The 16,786-nt window shown below is 56.1% G+C and carries 16 protein-coding genes and 1 pseudogene; 9 read left to right on the forward strand and 8 right to left on the reverse strand.

Annotation, left to right across the window (positions count from 1 at the left end; genetic code table 11):
- Positions 1 to 93 precede the first annotated feature (93 nt).
- From ACA065_RS15260 to ltrA, 3 genes and pseudogenes are all read left to right on the forward strand, one after another.
- On the forward strand, positions 94 to 435 hold the full coding sequence (locus ACA065_RS15260; RefSeq protein WP_497695240.1) for a hypothetical protein: 342 nt from the start codon (positions 94 to 96) through the stop codon (positions 433 to 435).
- A gap of 103 nt (positions 436 to 538) precedes the next feature.
- The gene (locus ACA065_RS15265) at positions 539 to 1,009 is read left to right on the forward strand and encodes a copper-binding protein (protein ID WP_497695241.1); all 471 of its coding nucleotides are present in this window, start codon (positions 539 to 541) and stop codon (positions 1,007 to 1,009) included.
- Between the two features lie 582 nt (positions 1,010 to 1,591).
- Positions 1,592 to 3,014: pseudogene (gene ltrA / locus ACA065_RS15270) on the forward strand (group II intron reverse transcriptase/maturase).
- A 186-nt stretch (positions 3,015 to 3,200) separates the two neighbouring features.
- Here the strand turns inward: ltrA and ACA065_RS15275 are convergent.
- Positions 3,201 to 4,232 (reverse strand): LacI family DNA-binding transcriptional regulator, encoded by a 1,032-nt coding sequence (locus tag ACA065_RS15275; protein ID WP_497695242.1) that lies wholly within the window; start codon positions 4,230 to 4,232, stop codon positions 3,201 to 3,203.
- A 577-nt stretch (positions 4,233 to 4,809) separates the two neighbouring features.
- Between ACA065_RS15275 and ACA065_RS15280 the strand changes: the two genes are divergently transcribed.
- The 6 genes from ACA065_RS15280 (at position 4,810) to ACA065_RS15305 (ending at position 9,471) form a co-directional block, all read left to right on the forward strand.
- Positions 4,810 to 5,562: an SDR family oxidoreductase gene (locus ACA065_RS15280; RefSeq protein WP_497695243.1), complete on the forward strand. Its 753-nt coding sequence runs from the start codon at positions 4,810 to 4,812 to the stop codon at positions 5,560 to 5,562.
- Between the two features lie 10 nt (positions 5,563 to 5,572).
- On the forward strand, positions 5,573 to 6,139 hold the full coding sequence (locus ACA065_RS15285) for an NIPSNAP family protein (RefSeq protein WP_497695244.1): 567 nt from the start codon (positions 5,573 to 5,575) through the stop codon (positions 6,137 to 6,139).
- Positions 6,140 to 6,190: 51 nt separating this feature from the next.
- Positions 6,191 to 7,225: a proline racemase family protein gene (locus ACA065_RS15290; protein WP_497695245.1), complete on the forward strand. Its 1,035-nt coding sequence runs from the start codon at positions 6,191 to 6,193 to the stop codon at positions 7,223 to 7,225.
- Between the two features lie 137 nt (positions 7,226 to 7,362).
- A complete protein-coding gene (locus tag ACA065_RS15295) occupies positions 7,363 to 7,884 on the forward strand; it encodes a cupin domain-containing protein (protein ID WP_177063203.1) in 522 nt (173 codons plus the stop codon).
- A 10-nt stretch (positions 7,885 to 7,894) separates the two neighbouring features.
- Positions 7,895 to 8,662 (forward strand): alpha/beta fold hydrolase, encoded by a 768-nt coding sequence (locus tag ACA065_RS15300; RefSeq protein ID WP_497695246.1) that lies wholly within the window; start codon positions 7,895 to 7,897, stop codon positions 8,660 to 8,662.
- Complete coding sequence (locus tag ACA065_RS15305; RefSeq protein WP_497695247.1) at positions 8,659 to 9,471, forward strand: aspartate dehydrogenase; 813 nt, start codon at positions 8,659 to 8,661, stop codon at positions 9,469 to 9,471. Before ACA065_RS15300 ends, ACA065_RS15305 begins: the two co-directional genes overlap by 4 nt.
- 95 nt (positions 9,472 to 9,566) lie before the next feature.
- Here the strand turns inward: ACA065_RS15305 and ACA065_RS15310 are convergent, their stop codons facing one another.
- From ACA065_RS15310 to glcF, 7 genes are all read right to left on the reverse strand, one after another.
- Entirely contained in the window at positions 9,567 to 10,292 is a 726-nt protein-coding gene (locus ACA065_RS15310; RefSeq protein ID WP_497695248.1) for an amino acid ABC transporter ATP-binding protein, read from the reverse strand.
- The gene (locus tag ACA065_RS15315; protein ID WP_497695249.1) at positions 10,289 to 10,945 is read right to left on the reverse strand and encodes an amino acid ABC transporter permease; all 657 of its coding nucleotides are present in this window, start codon (positions 10,943 to 10,945) and stop codon (positions 10,289 to 10,291) included. The genes ACA065_RS15310 and ACA065_RS15315 overlap by 4 nt, the downstream gene beginning before the upstream one ends.
- Positions 10,942 to 11,616: an amino acid ABC transporter permease gene (locus ACA065_RS15320; protein WP_497695250.1), complete on the reverse strand. Its 675-nt coding sequence runs from the start codon at positions 11,614 to 11,616 to the stop codon at positions 10,942 to 10,944. The genes ACA065_RS15315 and ACA065_RS15320 overlap by 4 nt, the downstream gene beginning before the upstream one ends.
- 57 nt (positions 11,617 to 11,673) lie before the next feature.
- Positions 11,674 to 12,483: a transporter substrate-binding domain-containing protein gene (locus ACA065_RS15325; RefSeq protein WP_497695251.1), complete on the reverse strand. Its 810-nt coding sequence runs from the start codon at positions 12,481 to 12,483 to the stop codon at positions 11,674 to 11,676.
- A 428-nt stretch (positions 12,484 to 12,911) separates the two neighbouring features.
- Positions 12,912 to 15,092, reverse strand: coding sequence for a malate synthase G (locus ACA065_RS15330; RefSeq protein ID WP_497695354.1), 2,181 nt, complete (start codon positions 15,090 to 15,092; stop codon positions 12,912 to 12,914).
- 50 nt (positions 15,093 to 15,142) lie between these two features.
- Positions 15,143 to 15,544, reverse strand: a complete 402-nt coding sequence (locus ACA065_RS15335; RefSeq protein ID WP_497695252.1) for a heme-binding protein — start codon at positions 15,542 to 15,544, stop codon at positions 15,143 to 15,145.
- Between the two features lie 21 nt (positions 15,545 to 15,565).
- Positions 15,566 to 16,783 (reverse strand): glycolate oxidase subunit GlcF, encoded by a 1,218-nt coding sequence (gene glcF, locus ACA065_RS15340; RefSeq protein WP_497695355.1) that lies wholly within the window; start codon positions 16,781 to 16,783, stop codon positions 15,566 to 15,568.
- Positions 16,784 to 16,786: the final 3 nt, after the last annotated feature.

The raw sequence follows: 16,786 nt of genomic DNA on the forward strand, positions 1-16,786 counted from the left end.
GTTGTGAATTTTGACTTTTAGACACTACCCGACAGGCTCTTCCTGACAAATTCGTAATTGTACAGTCCATTACCGGCCGCTAGACTTCCCCGTATGAAACGCTACCTGCGATGCTGCCTCATTTTTCTGTTTGCCCTGGCGTTTTCCCTCAGCGGGATGGCGGGCTTTCAGGCGCCGGTTGAACCATGCCCAATGAAAGAAGCGGGCGTGGCGATGACGGGGGACATGGGTCAGGACTGCTGTTACGACATTAAAAGCCCCTCCGATCACAGTAAACCCTGCAAGCCAGGTCAGGAATGCAAGAGCGCCAGCGTGTTGCAAGTGTCGATTGTGAAATCGGTCACCCGCTTTGCCAGGCCCATGATGCTTTCCCTTTTCAGCGACTTCCTGCCCACTTATACCCCGCCCGGGGTGTGGCGACCTCCGCGTATCTGATTCCTGTATTCCCCCCCCTTGAGTCTCATTCTGCCTTGGCAGGATGGCATGTCTGCGTGGATTCCTAAATGACGCGCAGTGAAGCATTACAGGAGTCGTAAGTATGAAATCCATAAACGATTACATGGGTTGGTCCGCATCTGTTCGTCATTCGGACGGTTTAGCGCCTGAAGCAACGCCCTCATCTTCCCGTGGTAACGACGACCTTAGAAGGAAAAATGGTATGAAACTGACTCTCATTGCAATCGTAACCGCCTTGGCCGCGCTCTCTCTCAATGCCTATGCAGAGGAGATGAATATGGGGGGCGAATCAATGCAGAGCATGAGCAGGCAGACAGCCATGGAGGTGTCCGGAGTCAGTGCGCAAGGCATCGTTAAGGCGATTGACACTGAGAAGCACTTGGTAACGATCGCTCATGGCCCCATCCCGGCTATGAGTTGGCCAGCAATGACCATGTCCTTCAACGCAACAACCCAACAACTGGCAAGCCTGAAGCCTGGGGACAAGGTTGCGTTTGGGTTTCGCGCCGATGGAAAGACAGCCAGCATAGTGTCGATTAAGACGCTGAAGTAACAATGGCTTGGTCAGTTGGCTCGACACTCACACGCTGATGCCGGGTCAGCTATTCGCCATGAAGAGTTGAATGCTTCACCGCCCTCCAGTTTCGCTCTTTGGGTGTGGAGGATGGATTTAGGCGCCTGATTCAGGCGCCTTTTTTTTGGTGCGCCAGGCATGGCGCGCAGCGCCATGACTGGTGCTGTTCGACTCACTGTGGTGGTGAGTCGAATGACTTGGAGGTGAAAGTCCTCTACACACCCGGCAAGGGGAAGTGTTAGCCAGAGGCAAGGGTGTCGCGGGTGACTGCGAATCTGAAGGAAGCCCGAGGCAAAATGCTGGCCTGACGAACAGGAAGCGGATGAGGCTGCACAGCGGGGTAAGGCGGCCATAATCGTCAAAGCCCAATACTTGCACGGAACGCTGTGACGTATATCCGACAGGCATAAGCAGGAAGGTCGCGCGAATTACCCTGGGAGATCTGCAGGTTTGCCACTGTGCTACCGAGCGTCGAGAGGCGACGGGATGAACATGCAGAAGTCAGCCGAGGCCGTAGTAAGTGGCGGAAAAAAAACCACGCCACCAAGGGCCGAACAGGTTATGCCGCCAGTAGGCGTCAGAGTCTCGTCGAATGTCGATAAAGCAGAAATCTCTCAACACGAGAGCTGTAACCCCAAGTCCCGGACGGAATCCGGGGTTTGCGGCTGGCAGTGCGCAGACATCGGCGGCGTCTGTGACGTGGACGAACGCGGAGCCGGACACGCTGATGGCGCGGGTGCTTGCACCCGCCAACCTCAAGCGTGCGTATCAACGCGTGGTCAGCAACAAGGGCGCACCGGGTGCCGATGGCATGACGGTCGACCAGTTGGCGGGCCACGTGAAACAGTATTGGCCGACCCTCAAGGCAAGGCTGCTGGCCGGCGAGTATCACCCGCAAGGTGTACGCGCTGTCGAAATCCCCAAACCCAAGGGTGGAACACGCCAACTGGGTATCCCCAATGTCGTGGATCGCCTGATCCAACAGGCTTTGCTGCAACAGCTCACGCCGATCTTCGATCCCCTGTTCTCGGATTACAGCTACGGTTTTCGTCCGGGCAGAAGCGCCCATCAAGCCATCGAAACCGCTCGCGGCCATGTGGCGGCGGGCCACCGCTGGTGCGTGGAACTTGATCTTGAGAAGTTCTTTGATCGAGTGAATCACGACGTGTTGATGGCCAAAGTTGAGCGTCATGTCGAAGACAAACGCGTGCTCAGACTGATCCGCCGTTACCTTGAAGCGGGAGTTATGTCGGGCGGGATCGCCAGCCGACGGCAGGAAGGGACGCCGCAAGGCGGCCCGCTCTCGCCGTTGCTGTCGAACATCCTGCTCAACGAACTCGACCGGGAGTTGGAGCGGCGGGGCCATCGCTTCGTTCGTTATGCCGACGATGCGAACATTTATGTACGTAGTCTCCGTGCTGGCGAGCGAGTGCTGGCAGGAGTTGAGCGTTTCTTGAATCAGCGTCTGAAGCTGACGTTGAATCGGGAAAAGAGCCGCGTGGCACGGCCGTGGGTCTGTGATTATTTGGGTTATGGGATGAGCTGGAATAAACAGCCGAGGCTGCGGGTGGCAGAAATGAGCCTTGGTCGCTTGCGCGACCGTCTCAGAGCGTTGCTACGCGGGGCACAGGGTTACAAAGTCGTCAGTCTTATCGAGCGACTAAATCCGGTGCTACGTGGCTGGGCTAGTTACTTCAAGCTGAGCCAGAGCAAAAGACCCCTTGAGGCGCTGGACGGTTGGGTGCGGCACAAACTTCGGTGTGTCGTGTGGCGCCAATGGAAACGGCCCTCTACGAGGGCGCGTAACCTGATGCGCCTGGGGCTGGACGAAGCCCGTGCGTGTAAGTCTGCCTTCAATGGTCGAGGCCCTTGGTGGAACTCGGGAGCGTCACATATGAATCAGGCGCTACCGAAGAAACTATGGGATCGTTTGGGACTGGTCTCGATACTGGATACGATAAACCGGCTTAATCGCATAACCTGAACCGCCGTATACGGAACCGTACGTACGGTGGTGTGAGAGGACGGCGGATGTAAATCCGCCTCCTACTCGATGCCGAGATGAGCCCTCTATACTGCTGATATTTTCACCTTGGACTCCCGCCCCTGTAAGGTGACATCCAGCTTTTTCAGACAGCCATTCTGCCTCGCTGGCCTCAGAGCGCGAGGGCTACTCGATTGAGTGGCTGGATTGACGGATCATCAACTGAGTACCGAGCAGCAGCGGTTTGATCTCGGTACCGTTTTTCAAGTTTGCGATCAGCGCCTCGGCACTCCTCAGCCCCATCTCTCCTGCGGGTACTGCAAGCGTCGTCAGGGGAGGGTCCAGGTATTCAGCGAACTCGAGATTGTCATACCCCACTACCGACATCTCCCTGGGCACATCAATACCCAGCTTTTTGCACGCTGAGAGAACGCCAAAAGCGATAACGTCGCTGTTGCAAATTATCGCGGTCACATCCGGGTATTCCAGGCGGATTCGGCGAAGGGTTTTTTCACCGAACTCAATGGTGTATCCGCCGGCGCTTTCGTAGGTGAAGTGAGTGCATTTGGATTTGGATACAGTGAGCGCATCAATGAATGCTTTGTGGCGTGCCTGTTGGCGATCATTACCTTGCATAGGGCCGGTTAGCATCGCCATGTGGCGGTGCCCAAGACCAAGCAGGTATTCCGTCATCTGTTTCGTGGCCAGGTAATTATCGAAGCCGATGAAGGGAAAAGCCTTGTCTTCAAAGTAGGAGTACGTACAGACCACCGGCATGCGGTACTCCTTGAGGTACCGGATCAGGTCAGGGTCGGCGATATCCCCCACGATCAGCAGAGCCTCGGCACCCCGTTCGACCAGCAACCGTACGTTGTCGGCGATTGCATTTGAATCAAATCCGCAGCTAAGTACGTAGACGACGTAACCGTACTCTGCGAGTTTGTTCTGGAAGCTTTTGACCATCGTCGCGTAAATGGAATGGTCAAGTGTGGGGATGATCGCCCCAATAACGTGGGTCTTTTGAAGCCTCAAGGCCTTGGCTGCAGAGTTGGGTGTATAGCCCATTTTACTCGCCGTCTGCAGGACTTTTTCTCGCACGTCGTCCCGAACATGATGGGGTAAATTGAAGCTCCTGGAGACGGTGGCCACCGAAACACCGGCAGCTTTTGCCACATCCGTGACGTTTACCCGTCCCGATGGATTTCGCTTAATACTCACACAGATTCCTCATGATGGCGCATGCAGATGAAGACGCGGCGTTTAGCGACTGATATCGATTACCGCTCACTCAGCCTACAGCCTGCTCCCTGGAGCCGTTTGCACGGCTATATATCCCGATTCTGCGGTATTGCGTCCCGTCCCGCATCAAAAAAAAAGAGCACGCCGGTGAAGGGGCCGCCGCGGACAAAATCCCCCTACGGGCGCCGCTCCAGCTGGCTTCAAAGGCCTGCTTTGCGCAATGTAATCAATTTCAGTAAACGTTACCATTTTTCGCACACAGGCAGTGCAGTAACACACACAAAGGCTCGATTGGGGGCGGGCGTAGAGGCTGATATTGCCCAGGCAGGGGCCCGCAGGCCTGCAAAACAAGGCGCCTGCTGACGGGCATGCGATTTGCTTTACGGATTCCATCCAACACAGAGATTTCTACAAGCATCTTCCTAAGGTGATTATTTGTTGATATTTTGAGCTACGGTATGTAAACGTTTACATTGAACAGTCCGCTATTCGCTTGGCTTCAGTGCGTTCTGTTTTCCAATGATGCTTTTTTAGTGATATGTGAAGGAATTGAACGATGAAATTACAAGACAAGGTTGCACTGATTACGGGCGCCGGTGCGGGTATTGGTGAAGCGACCGCCAAGCTGTTCGTGGCTGAGGGCGCCAAGGTTATCGTCGCCGATCGCAACATCGAGCAAGCGCTGGCCGTAGCACAAGCACTGGGCAGCCAGGCATTTGCGGTTCAGGCTGATGTTTCTGATGCGGCTCAGGTCCAGGCGATGGTTGAAAAAGCCGTGGCGCATTTCGGCGGCATCGACATCCTGGTGAATAACGCAGGTTTCGGTACGCTGGGAACTGTCGTCACCGTCGATGAGCAAACCTGGGACGAGGTCATCAACGTCAACCTGAAGGGTGTATTTCTGTGCTCGAAATACGCCATTCCTGAAATTATTCGACGTGGCGGCGGGGCGGTCGTGAACCTGGCATCTACTATTTCTGTGGTGGGTATCAAGGATCGCGCAGCTTACGTTGCTGCCAAAGGCGGCGTTGCAGCGCTGACGCGTGCGATGGCCCTTGACCATGCCCTTGAAGGCGTTCGTGTGAACAGTGTGGCGCCAGGCGTGATTGCTTCCAGCTATTACGACAAGATTTTCGAAACCGTTCCAGACCCGGTAGCGTTCAAAAAAGGGCTGGAAGCACGTTCGCCATTGAACAAAATGGGCGAGCCAATCGATATCGCCAACGTGATTTTGTTCCTGGCTTCTCAGGATTCCAGTTTCGCAACGGGCGCGATGTTCACTGTGGACGGTGGCTACACCGCCTGGTGAGGACATGCCGATGATCGATGAACTGCGCGAATACCAATTCACCACTCAAGCCTGGGAAAAATACTGGACTCTTTTCGAGGGCCTTTGTATGCCGATTCGGGGTGATAAATATGGCAAGTTGCAAGGCCTGTGGCAGGAGCGAGTAGGGGACAACGTCACCTTTCGGCACCTTTGGCGGTATGAATCCCTGGACGAGCGGGCCCGCTTGAGGGCGCAATTGATCAAAGTAGATGCATGGCGAGAAATTTTTTTGCCTCAGGCAGCAGCCCAGGTCAGCCAGCAGTTCCTGCAAGTGCTTATACCCAGGCTTGAAACGGTCATCGATAGCCTCGCGCCGGTTCGTTACCTGCATAAATATCGCTGTCCAACGGGCAAGGCAGGTGCTGTGATCCAGCAAATCAATCGCGCAGTAGCTGAAGGCCGATCTCAGGTGTGCGGCCTTTGGGCGACGGAGTTTTCAGACCCCAACCAGGTGGTCGTCATGGGTGCCGACCTCGAGGCCCCCCACGTCGACATCCAGGCATCGCTGGTCGTAGAAACACGTTCTCTCAAGCCATTACGCGTTCTGCGCAGCTGACGTCCGGACACATCGGCTGGATTACTTCTCAATGACTCAGAAAAGTGACCTATGAAATTCAAACGAATGATCAATGTTGTCGGGGCTCACGTTGCCGGTGAGCGCAATGATGTGATTACCGGTGGTGTCCTGGATGTGCCAGGGAAAACCATGTTCGACAAGATGAAATACCTGGAAACCCAGGGCGATGACCTGCGTAAATTCTTGCTTCAGGAACCTCGCGGCACCGTGACCCAGTGCATCAACCTGGTGTTGCCTTCATCGCACCCGGAAGCGGATGCCGGCTTTGTCATTATGGAATCCGAGTTCTACCCGCCGATGTCGGGTAGCAACACGATCTGTACAGTCACCGCGTTGCTTGAGACCGGCATGATTGCGATGGTCGAGCCTGTTACTCGTCTGACCCTCGAAGCCCCGGGTGGCCTCGTGCGTGTTGAAGCACGCTGCCAGGATGGCAAATGCCTGAGTGTGAAGTTCACTAACGTCCCATGCTTCGTATTTGCCCTCGACAAGCACATAGAAGTACCCGGGCTGGGTACGCTTAAAGTCGACGTGGCGTATGGCGGCATGATCTACGTGCTGGCAGATGCTCAATCGCTTGGTTTCGACATTACACCTGACGAAGCGGCAACGCTGGTCAGCGTTGGGGAGACCATCAAGGCGGCGGCCGCAGAGCAAATCCCCGCGGTACACCCCGAACAACCCGAAATTCACACCATCAACCAGACCCTCTTTGCCGGGCCAATGCGCGATGACCCTCAAGGCAAGCGTTCGCGCAATGGCGTGATCGTGTCCCCTGGCCGTCTTGATCGCTCGCCCTGCGGCACGGGCACCAGCGCACGCCTGGCCGTCATGCATGCGCGGGGCCAGATCAAGCCGGGCGAGAAGCTGATTCACGAGTCTATTCTGAGCACTGAGTTTGTCGGTGAAATCGTCGAGACGCTGACGGTAGGCGATCGCGCCGGCATTCGCCCGGCCATCAGCGGCCAAGCGTTCCTCACCGGCTTTCACCAGTATGTTCTTGACCCAAATGATCCATTCCCAACCGGCTACACCCTGAGCGATACCTGGCGTAAAAATAGCTGATGATTGGCTGGGGCCTCGGCTGGAACTGTCGGGAGCCCACCCGGTAGAGGCTGTTTTTTTATCTTGATATGTAAACGATTACCAGCCGGTAAAGCAGGTCTTTACCGGTTCATCCAGCAAGGCTGACGGAGGTTTTCATGACTAACAAGGCAATTGATTCAAACGAAACGCCAGACGTTAAAGGAACGCTGGTGTACGTCACTCGCGAGACGGAGGTGAGTTACTGGCAGCCCAAGCCGGCTAACGGCTACGTATCGGTTGCGGTGTCACCCCAGCTGTTCGAGATGAATCACAACTTCTCTGTGGGCACCCAATTGCTTCCGCCGGGTGGCCGTGTTCGTGAGCATGCCCATGTGATGAACGAAGAGGTCCTGCATTTCGTTTCCGGCACCGGAACCGCCGTGGTCGATGGCAAGGTCTTCAAGCTTGAGCCTGGCGCGACGTTGTTTTTGGGCAAACACAACTCCCACACATTCAGCAACGACGGCGACGTCGATTTGCACTGGGTTTGGTTTATGACGCCCAGCGGCCTGGAGACGTTCTTCCGTGATATAGGTCGCCCTCGTCAGCACGGCGAGGCGGCCCCTGAGCCGTTTGAACGGCCCGAGAACATCGACCAAATCGAGTCCACGGGCCTTTTCGCCTACACCAAAAAATGAGACTGATGACATGGCCAAAAAGCTCTACGCCCATGAGGAGGGAGCGGGCATCCCTGTGGTGTTGATATCAGGGCTGGGCGGGCTGGCCGACTTCTGGAAGCCCGTCGTCAATCTGCTCAAGCATGACTACCGGGTCATTACGTTCGACCATCCAGGAGTAGGCCAGAGCGAAATTGAAGGCGCACCCACTATCCTCGGTATCAAGGATGCTCTGGTCGGGCTGCTGGATGAGAAGGGCGTTGAGTCTGCGCATATTTTAGGGCACTCGACCGGTTCATTGGTCGCGCAAAGCATGGCGCTGGATCACCCGGAACGGGTGAAGAGCATCGTGTTGAGCTGCGGCTGGGCGAAGCCCGACAAGCGCTTCAAGGACTTTTTTGCCTACCGCCAATACCTGCTGATCAAGCTCGGAGGCACTGCCTACAACGCGCTGACTCGCCTGGTCGCTTACCCGTCCACCTGGTATGGCGAGCATTTCGCAGCGGAGCATCCGCTGGATTTTGAAGAAAGCTCATCGCTGGATGTCGAGATGACCTACGCGCGTATGGAGATGCTTTTGAACTTCAACCGCCGTGACGAGTTGGCGTCACTCAAGCTGCCCACCTGGGTGATAGGTGCCAAGGATGACTACATCATCCCTTTTCACCACTCGCAGGAACTTGCCAGCCTGATTCCGGGCGCCAGTCTTGTAGAGCTCAGTGGCGGCCACTTCCCACCGGTTACGTGTACTCAATATTACTCATTACTGCTTCGTCAATTCTGGGAGTCCCTAGCATGAGTACCCATAAAATCAAGCGCGTCGGGATCATCGGGCTTGGAGCGATCGGCAAGCGTGTCCTGAACGCCTTGCAAGCCCGGCACCTGCCATTGGCTTCCTATGCTGCGATTAGTCACGCTGCTGATGTTGATGGCTATGCCAAAGGTCGCAAGGTCGAGTTATTTACTGAAGTTCAGGATCTGATCGACTGGAAACCAGACCTGGTCATCGAGTGTGCAGGGCACAGCGCGGTTGTTCATGCAGTGCCGGCTTTCCTCAACGCAGGAGTCGATGTCGTCATCGCCTCTATCGGCGCGCTGGCTGATAAGGCGTTGGCGGCGACTCTTGAGCACGCCGCACAATCCGGTGGCGCACGCTTGATCCTCGTTTCTGGCGCAATCGGTGGTTTGGATGCCCTGCGCTCCGCTCGCTCTGCAGGCCTTGATGAAGTGTTGTATATCGGTCGTAAACCTCCCAAGGCATGGGCTGGGACGCCTGCCGAGGACGCATTCGATCTGGATCAGATCAAAGTGCCAACGACCATCTTCAGAGGTACGGCCGCCCTTGCATCAGTTCGCTTCCCAAAAAATGCAAACGTCACGGCGGCCGTTGCGTTGTCGGGCGTGGGTTTTGATCACACACAGGTGGAGCTGATCGCGGACCCGACTGTTGCAAAAAACGTTCACGAAGTGAACGCCAAGGGGGCGTTTGGCGAGTTGTCGATTCGACTGGTCAATAATCCTCTGCCAGACAACGTTAAAACCTCGTGGCTGGCCGCGTTGAGCATTGAGGAAGCGGTCAGCAAGCAGTTGCTCAGTACGGTGTTCTGATCTTCGAGCTTTAATGTAATCGAATACAGCGTTTCAGCAGTAACCCATAGACAACGGCGACGCCCTCCATGAATGTGCGTCGCCGTTTGTGTTTGTCAGTGAATCTGATGGGAAAGGAATTGCTGCGTACGCACGTTCCTGGGTGAGTCGATGACTTGGGCCGCAGGGCCAATCTCTGCGATCTTGCCGGCGTCGAAGAAGGCAACCCGGCTGGAAACCTCTCGGGCAAAGGCAATTTCATGCGTGACGAGCACCATCGTCATCCCTTCAGTCGACAACATCAACAGCGTATCGAGCACCTCACGTACCAACTGCGGATCAAGTGCAGCGGTGACTTCGTCAAACAGCATGTACCGAGGCTGCATCGCCAAGGCGCGAGCGATCGCCAGGCGCTGTTGTTGGCCACCGGATAGCTGGGTAGGGGACATGTTCGCCTTATCGCCCAGCCCGACTTTTTCGAGCTGGGCGTAGGCCACTTCCTCGGCATTCTGGCGCTTCATCTTGCGAACAACCTTGAGGGCCAATGCCGCGTTGTCGAGCACTGAAAGGTGGGGGAATACGTTGTACTGCTGGAACACAATGCCTACATTCGCCCGAAGCGCATTGAGGTCAGTAGCTCGCGAGAAAACATCGATGCCATCGACACAAATATTGCCGTCACTGATGCTTTCCAAGCCATTGATGCACTGAAGCAGGGTTGATTTTCCAGAGCCGCTTGGCCCGATAATCGATACCACTTCACCCTTTTCAACACTCATGTCGACACCCTTCAAAATGCTCAGGTTGCCGTAGGACTTATGGACGTTCTTGATTTCGATCATTGACTTAGACCTTTTTCAACTTTGGCACCCAAACGAGCGATGGGGTAGCACAACAGGAAGTAAAAGACGCCGACGATCAGCAGCACCAACAGTGGCTCCTGAGTTCGGGTAACGATGATTTGTGATCCACGCAGAAGCTCTATGTAGCCAATGACCGCAGCCAGGGAGGTATCCTTCAGGACACCCAGGACAATGCCGATCCATGAGGCAAATGTGCGCCGCAGCATGATAGGCGCGGTGACGCTGACGAATGCCTGCAGGTAGCTCATGCCGAGAGACCGTGCCGCCTTCTGCAGGTTTTGCGGTACCGCCTCGAATCCACCCTTGTAGATTTCCGAGCAGAACGAGGCCATGTACAAGGTGAGTACGAGTGCGCTGCACAAGAACGGGCTTAACGGAAAACGAAAGGCGGCCAACGCAGCGTTCACTACGATTAACTGTATAAGCAGCGGAACAGAGCGGGAAACATCCACCAGTATCATGATCAGGCCATTGCCGATCTTTGATACCGATCTCAGCCAGCCCATCAAAAAGCCCAGCAATGTGCCCAAAAGGATCGCCCAGAGCGCGAGCCAGAGTGTGTGTCCTGCCCCCTGGAGCAAGTAGAGAAGGTCATTGGGCTGCAGCCCCGAGAATAACGGCACACTGTTCATGCTTGAGCTCTCCGTTTTCCGCCGTACAGCCGAGCGGCCCCGTAAAGCATCAGCGTCACCAACTTGGCGAGCACGTAATAGATGATTGCGGTAGCAATAAAAAACTCGAACGAGCGAAAGGTCAGCGACTGGGCGGTGTAAGTGGCTCCGGTTAGTTCCTGAAGGCCAACAACCATGCCCAACGACGTGTTCAGCAGACTCCAGATCAACTGGTTACCGGCGCCAGGCAAAATCAACGGCACCAATTGAGGAAGGATGATTCGCACGAATGTTTGGCGCCGGTTCATTCCCAGAGCGGTACCCGCACGGTATTGCCGCGGGTCAACACCTTCTATTCCGCCGCGAATCACTTCAGCCAGGTACCCGGCCGTGTTGAACGTAATAGCGCCCAGCACGGCATAGAAGGAGTTCACATCAACGCCGAGTGCCCCCAGGCCGAAGTACGCCATATAGATCTGGAACAAACACGGAGTATTGCGCGCAATCTCGATCCAGCTGACGCAGATTCCCTTCGCGAATTGATTGCTCGAGGATTTACCCCAAGTCAATACGAATGCAATCACTGACCCGAGAACGAACGCGAGCAGCGTCAGTTCCAGGGTCATGAGCAACCCGGGCAGCAAGTCGGGGAACGCCTTCCATACTGGCGCCCATTGGAAGTGATAGTTCAAGGCATCGCCCCTCCTTCAATAGGGTGAGAGCCCGAAGGCTCCCACCGTTCAACGTAATTAAAGCTTGTCCAGGGCAGGGGCGTCGGCTTGATACCACTTCTTGTACAGCTCTGCGTAACGGCCACTCACTTGCTGCTGGTGCAGAAACAAGTTGGTGAAACGAAGGAAGTCTGTACTGTCGCGTGTCACCATCATCCCAACAGTGTCCTTGGGAAACGGGGCATCGCAGCAGGTATGAAACGCCTGGTACTGAGGCAGTTTTATCAGCTCGCTGGCCGCTTGAACATTGACGATAAAGGCGTCGACCTTGCCTTGGGCCAGTGCAAGGTTTCGGTCACTGTCATTGCTGACGGTAAGGTATTGGCCGCTGGCGTCATTCCATTTCTTGAAGTAGTTCTGGAACAGCGAGTCTTCTGCTGCACCACGTACGCCGGCTACACGCTTGCCTTTCAAATCATCAAACGTTTTGATGTTCGCGTCTTTGCGCGCGACCACGACAAAGCTGTATGAGGAATAAGGAGAGGTAAAGGCGACCGTTTTTGCGCGCTCCAGGGTGATGGTTGCGCTGGCAATCGAGATATCGACCTGGCTCGACAATAGCGCCGGAATACGCTGAGGGGAGGGCGTTTCGACAATCACCGGTTTGACACCCAACGCCTTGGCCAGGTCCTGGCAATACTCGACGTCATAACCTGTCGGGTTATTGGACGAGTCACGGAAACCGTTAGGCGGGTAGTCCAGCATGACGCCGCATTTAAGCTCGCCTGCCGAGATCACGTCGTCGAGTTTGTCTGCCATGGCGGGTGCCGCGGCTGCCATCAGCGACACCAGAGCGGTGGTGGTAACCAGTTTCTGCTTCACGTTCATTCTTCATACCTTTGGTTGATGGTAAGTAATGTAATCCTTTACATCTGCAAAAGCAGAAAGCGTGCCATATCGATTTTCAGCGGCCTTGACTGCCTTCATATGCCAGTCTTTTGCGGAGTTTTACGTTCTATTGATAGAATATAGTCCGTATTTACAGCCTTTAAAGACTTTCAACGATCAAAATGAGCTGATATGTCACATTCGCTGCTCTGTTTTAGTGCTCGGCTATGTAATCGATTACTTTCGCGGTCCGACGATGAGAAAATTCGTAACGCTGGGCGTGTGCGGGTGAAGGACGAGATGCGGCGAAGGGTGACGGATCGACGGTGCTCCTAAACCCAGAGTGCCCGCCGCTACCTGCCAAAGCGCCAATGCCCGACGCAATGCATCGGGCGCTGGCGGCGCAGGTGAAACCTGTTCCGAATGGTTTAAACCGTCGACTGCTTGAACGTGAGCCGAAATTTATGCAACAGCGGTTCGGTATAACCATTGGGTTGGGCTCGTCCTTCGAACACCAGCGCGCAAGCCGCTTGAAATGCCAACGAACTGTAGAAGTCAGGCGCCATCGGGGCATAGTGGGGGTCTGCCGCGTTTTGCTCATCGACCACCCGTGCCATACGTTGCAGGACCTCCAGGGCTTGAGCTTCAGTAATAACCCCATGCCTCAGCCAGTTGGCCATGTGTTGGCTGGAAATACGCAGGGTTGCGCGATCCTCCATCAATCCCACGTTATGGATATCGGGAACCTTCGAACAACCAATACCCTGTTCGACCCAGCGCACCACATAGCCCAGTAAACCCTGCGCGTTGTTTTCGACTTCCTGGCGGATTTCATCCGCCGACCACTCGTTGTCGGTAACAACCGGCACGCTGAGCAATCCATCCAGAAGCGTTTGCCGGGTGCTGCCCGACCGGGTGCCTTCGAGTGACTCCTGCACCGCTCGTACGCTGACTTGGTGATAGTGCAGTGCGTGCAATGTGGCGGCTGTCGGGGAGGGGACCCAAGCGGTATTCGCACCCGACTTTGGATGGGCGATTTTCTGCGCCAACATATCTGCCATCCGATCGGGCATGGCCCACATGCCCTTGCCTATCTGGGCTCGCCCGCGCAGCTTGCAGTCCAGCCCGACCAGCACGTTATTAAGCTCATAGGCCTTGATCCAGGCGGTGTTTTTCATGTCGCCCTTACGCAACATCGCGCCGGCTTCCATGGACGTGTGCATTTCATCGCCGGTTCGATCCAGGAACCCGGTATTGATAAACGCTACCCTTGACGACGCTTCGGCGATGCAGGCCTTCAGGTTAATACTGGTGCGTCGCTCCTCATCCATGATGCCAATCTTCAGCGTGTGCCGTGGGAGCCCAAGCAGGTCCTCGATACGGTTGAACACGTGGTCGGCGAAAGCGACTTCGGCAGGGCCATGCATTTTCGGCTTAACAATGTAGACACTGCCAGTGCGTGAGTTGCCCTTGCGCTGCAGGTCGTGCAGAGCAATCAGGCTGGTGATGACGCCGTCGAGAATGCCCTCTGGAATTTCAAGCCCGGTGTTATCGAGAATGGCCGGGCAGGTCATCAGGTGCCCGACGTTGCGGATGAAAAGCAATGAGCGCCCAGGGAGTGTCAACGAGCTGCCATCTGCGGCTGTGTACACCCGGTCCGGGTTGAGGCGGCGGATAATGGTTTTGCCATTTTTCTCGAGGCTTTCCGTCAGGTCGCCCTTCATCAGGCCCAACCAGTTGCTGTAGACCTGGACTTTGTCTTGCGCGTCGACCGCTGCCACCGAGTCTTCGCAATCGATGATCGTGGAAAGTGCGGACTCAATCAGCAGATCCTTGACGCCCGCACCATCGCTTTGACCGATGAGGCTTTGCCGGTCGATTTGTATTTCCACATGCAGGTCATTGTGTTTCAGCAAAATGGCGACCGGATCTGTCGGCACACCCTGGTACCCGGTGTATTGTGTGGTATCCGACAACACTGCCTGGGTGCCATCTTGCAGAGTCGCCCGCAGTGTTGCGCCTTCGACCGTGTACTGAGCAACGGCTGCGTGTGAGCCATTGCTCAAAGGAAATGCCCCATCCAGGAAAGCACGTGCAAACGCAATAACCCTGGCTCCACGCACCGGGTTGTAACGTGCGCCAGGTTCGGCACCGTGCTCATGAGGGATCGCATCCGTACCGTAGAGCGCGTCGTACAGCGACCCCCAGCGTGCATTCGCGGCATTCAGCGCGTAGCGCGCGTTAACCGCAGGCACCACCAGTTGCGGCCCTGCTTGCACGCTAACCTCGGTGTCAACGTTGCTGGTGGTGACGTTGACGTCGTCGGGTTGCGGTTGCAGGTAGCCAATTTCCGCCAAAAATTCCTGATAGGCCTGCATGTCGGTGACGGGCCCCGGATGGGTTCGGTGCCAGTCGTCCAGTTCCATCTGCAGCCGATCACGTTCAGCCAATAGCGCGCGGTTCTGGGGGGCCAAATCATGCACCAGGCTTGCAAAACCGCTCCAGAACGCTTCAGGGGAAAGCTGCGTTCCGGGCAACACCCGAGCATCCACAAAATGCTGCAGGACGGGGGCGACTTTAAGGCCATGGCAGTTAACGAAATCGGTCACTTTGTGCATCTCCATCATACGGTGTTCATTCGGTTGCTTTGCTTTTGTGTTCAGCTCACGCATTGCGCGCCAGCCCTCGCGACCTGTGCATCCTGCTCGGCTTTAACGCCGGAAACCCCGACGGCCCCTATCACTTGCCCATCGGCGAAAATCGGTACGCCGCCTTCCAGGGATGTCAGCAATGGCGCTGATAAAAAGGCGTGCCGCCCACCATTGACCATGTCTTCGTAGCCTTTGGATTCGCGTCGACCCAATGCGGAGGTGCGCGCCTTTTCAACGGCGATGTAGGCGCTGATCGCGGCGCAACCGTCCAAGCGTTCGAGCATCAGAGGGTGGCCGCCGTCATCAACAATCGCGATGGTCACCGCCCACTGGTTATTGTGTGCTTCGGCACGTGCAGCGTTCAGGATTTGGTTGATTTCGAGTTGACTCAATATGGCTTTGCTTTTCATGGGGCTTCTCCAGGGGTTCGGTCAGGGCAACGCAGCTTCAACCAACTCGATCCAATGCCGCACAGGGGTGCGACCCGCGCCACTGAGGTGGGTCTGGCAGCCAATATTGGCCGTGGCGATCACGTCGGGTTTTCCGCTTTCCAGGGCATTGAGTTTGTTGTCACGCAGTTGCAGTGACAGTTCGGGTTGGGTAATTGAATAGGTGCCCGCCGACCCACAGCACAAGTGACCATCCGCAACAGCGGTGAGGTTGAAGCCAAGGCTTGTGAGCACCGCCTCGACGGCTCCGCCGAGCTTCTGCGCGTGCTGCAAGGTGCAGGGGCAATGGAAGGCAATTGATTGAGCGCTTTTAACTCCCAGCCGCTCCAGTTGCTCGTCACGTAGCACTTCAACCAGGTCTTTGGCCAGGGCGCTGACCCTTCTTGCCTTGTCGGCGTAGGCCGGGTCGGTGCTCAGCAAGTGACCATATTCCTTGATGAACGCCCCACAGCCACTGGCCGTCTGCACAATGGCTTCGGCCCCAAGCTCGATGCTCGGCCACCAGGCATCAATGTTTCGACGGGCTCGATCAAGCCCGGCCGCTTGAGCGTCCAGGTGGTATTCCACCGCGCCGCAGCAGCCGGCCTGTTTGATCGAGGTGACACTGATCTGGAGTTGATCGAGAACCCGCACGGCAGCCGCGTTCGTGTTGGGCGAAAGGCTTGATTGCACGCAGCCTTCCAGGATCAGCATCTTGCGCGCATGCAGGGAGACGGGGCGCTGCTTGGCCGGCTCAGCGCTGCGCGGCAATTTTGATTCGAGGTGGCCTGGCAGCAATGCACGCAAGACCTGGCCGCTGCCAATCAAACCTTTGAACAACCCAGGATTAGGCACCAGTTTGCGTAACCCTTGGCGCAGGAGCCGCTGGGCAAGGGGTCTTTGCACCGCCGCATCAACCACCGCCCGGCCGATATCCAGCAGGTTGTGGTACTCCACGCCGGAGGGGCAGGTGGTTTCGCAATTACGGCAGGACAGGCAGCGATCCAGGTGTTCCTGGGTCTTGCGGGTGACTTCATTGCCTTCCAGAACCTGCTTGATCAAGTAGATGCGGCCTCGGGGCCCATCCAGCTCATCACCCAGCAGCTGGTAGGTCGGGCAGGTTGCATTGCAAAAGCCGCAGTGCACACAACTGCGCAGGATGCGTTCTGCTTCCGCGGCGCGTGGGAGTTGGCTGGCGTGTTCACTCAAGGTGGTCTGCATCAC

The organism is Pseudomonas sp. LBUM1640 (genome assembly GCF_059716225.1).

What these genes read in the sequence shown, in the direction of transcription:
- ACA065_RS15260 (WP_497695240.1), top strand. Translation starts at nt 94, where the DNA reads ATGAAACGCTACCTGCGATGCTGCCTCATTTTTCTGTTTGCCCTGGCG.
- ACA065_RS15265 (WP_497695241.1), top strand. Translation starts at nt 539, where the DNA reads ATGAAATCCATAAACGATTACATGGGTTGGTCCGCATCTGTTCGTCAT.
- ACA065_RS15280 (WP_497695243.1), top strand. Translation starts at nt 4,810, where the DNA reads ATGAAATTACAAGACAAGGTTGCACTGATTACGGGCGCCGGTGCGGGT.
- ACA065_RS15285 (WP_497695244.1), top strand. Translation starts at nt 5,573, where the DNA reads ATGATCGATGAACTGCGCGAATACCAATTCACCACTCAAGCCTGGGAA.
- ACA065_RS15290 (WP_497695245.1), top strand. Translation starts at nt 6,191, where the DNA reads ATGAAATTCAAACGAATGATCAATGTTGTCGGGGCTCACGTTGCCGGT.
- ACA065_RS15295 (WP_177063203.1), top strand. Translation starts at nt 7,363, where the DNA reads ATGACTAACAAGGCAATTGATTCAAACGAAACGCCAGACGTTAAAGGA.
- ACA065_RS15300 (WP_497695246.1), top strand. Translation starts at nt 7,895, where the DNA reads ATGGCCAAAAAGCTCTACGCCCATGAGGAGGGAGCGGGCATCCCTGTG.
- ACA065_RS15305 (WP_497695247.1), top strand. Translation starts at nt 8,659, where the DNA reads ATGAGTACCCATAAAATCAAGCGCGTCGGGATCATCGGGCTTGGAGCG.
- ACA065_RS15310 (WP_497695248.1), bottom strand. Translation starts at nt 10,292, where the DNA reads ATGATCGAAATCAAGAACGTCCATAAGTCCTACGGCAACCTGAGCATT.
- ACA065_RS15315 (WP_497695249.1), bottom strand. Translation starts at nt 10,945, where the DNA reads ATGAACAGTGTGCCGTTATTCTCGGGGCTGCAGCCCAATGACCTTCTC.
- ACA065_RS15325 (WP_497695251.1), bottom strand. Translation starts at nt 12,483, where the DNA reads ATGAACGTGAAGCAGAAACTGGTTACCACCACCGCTCTGGTGTCGCTG.
- ACA065_RS15335 (WP_497695252.1), bottom strand. Translation starts at nt 15,544, where the DNA reads ATGAAAAGCAAAGCCATATTGAGTCAACTCGAAATCAACCAAATCCTG.
- glcF (WP_497695355.1), bottom strand. Translation starts at nt 16,783, where the DNA reads ATGCAGACCACCTTGAGTGAACACGCCAGCCAACTCCCACGCGCCGCG.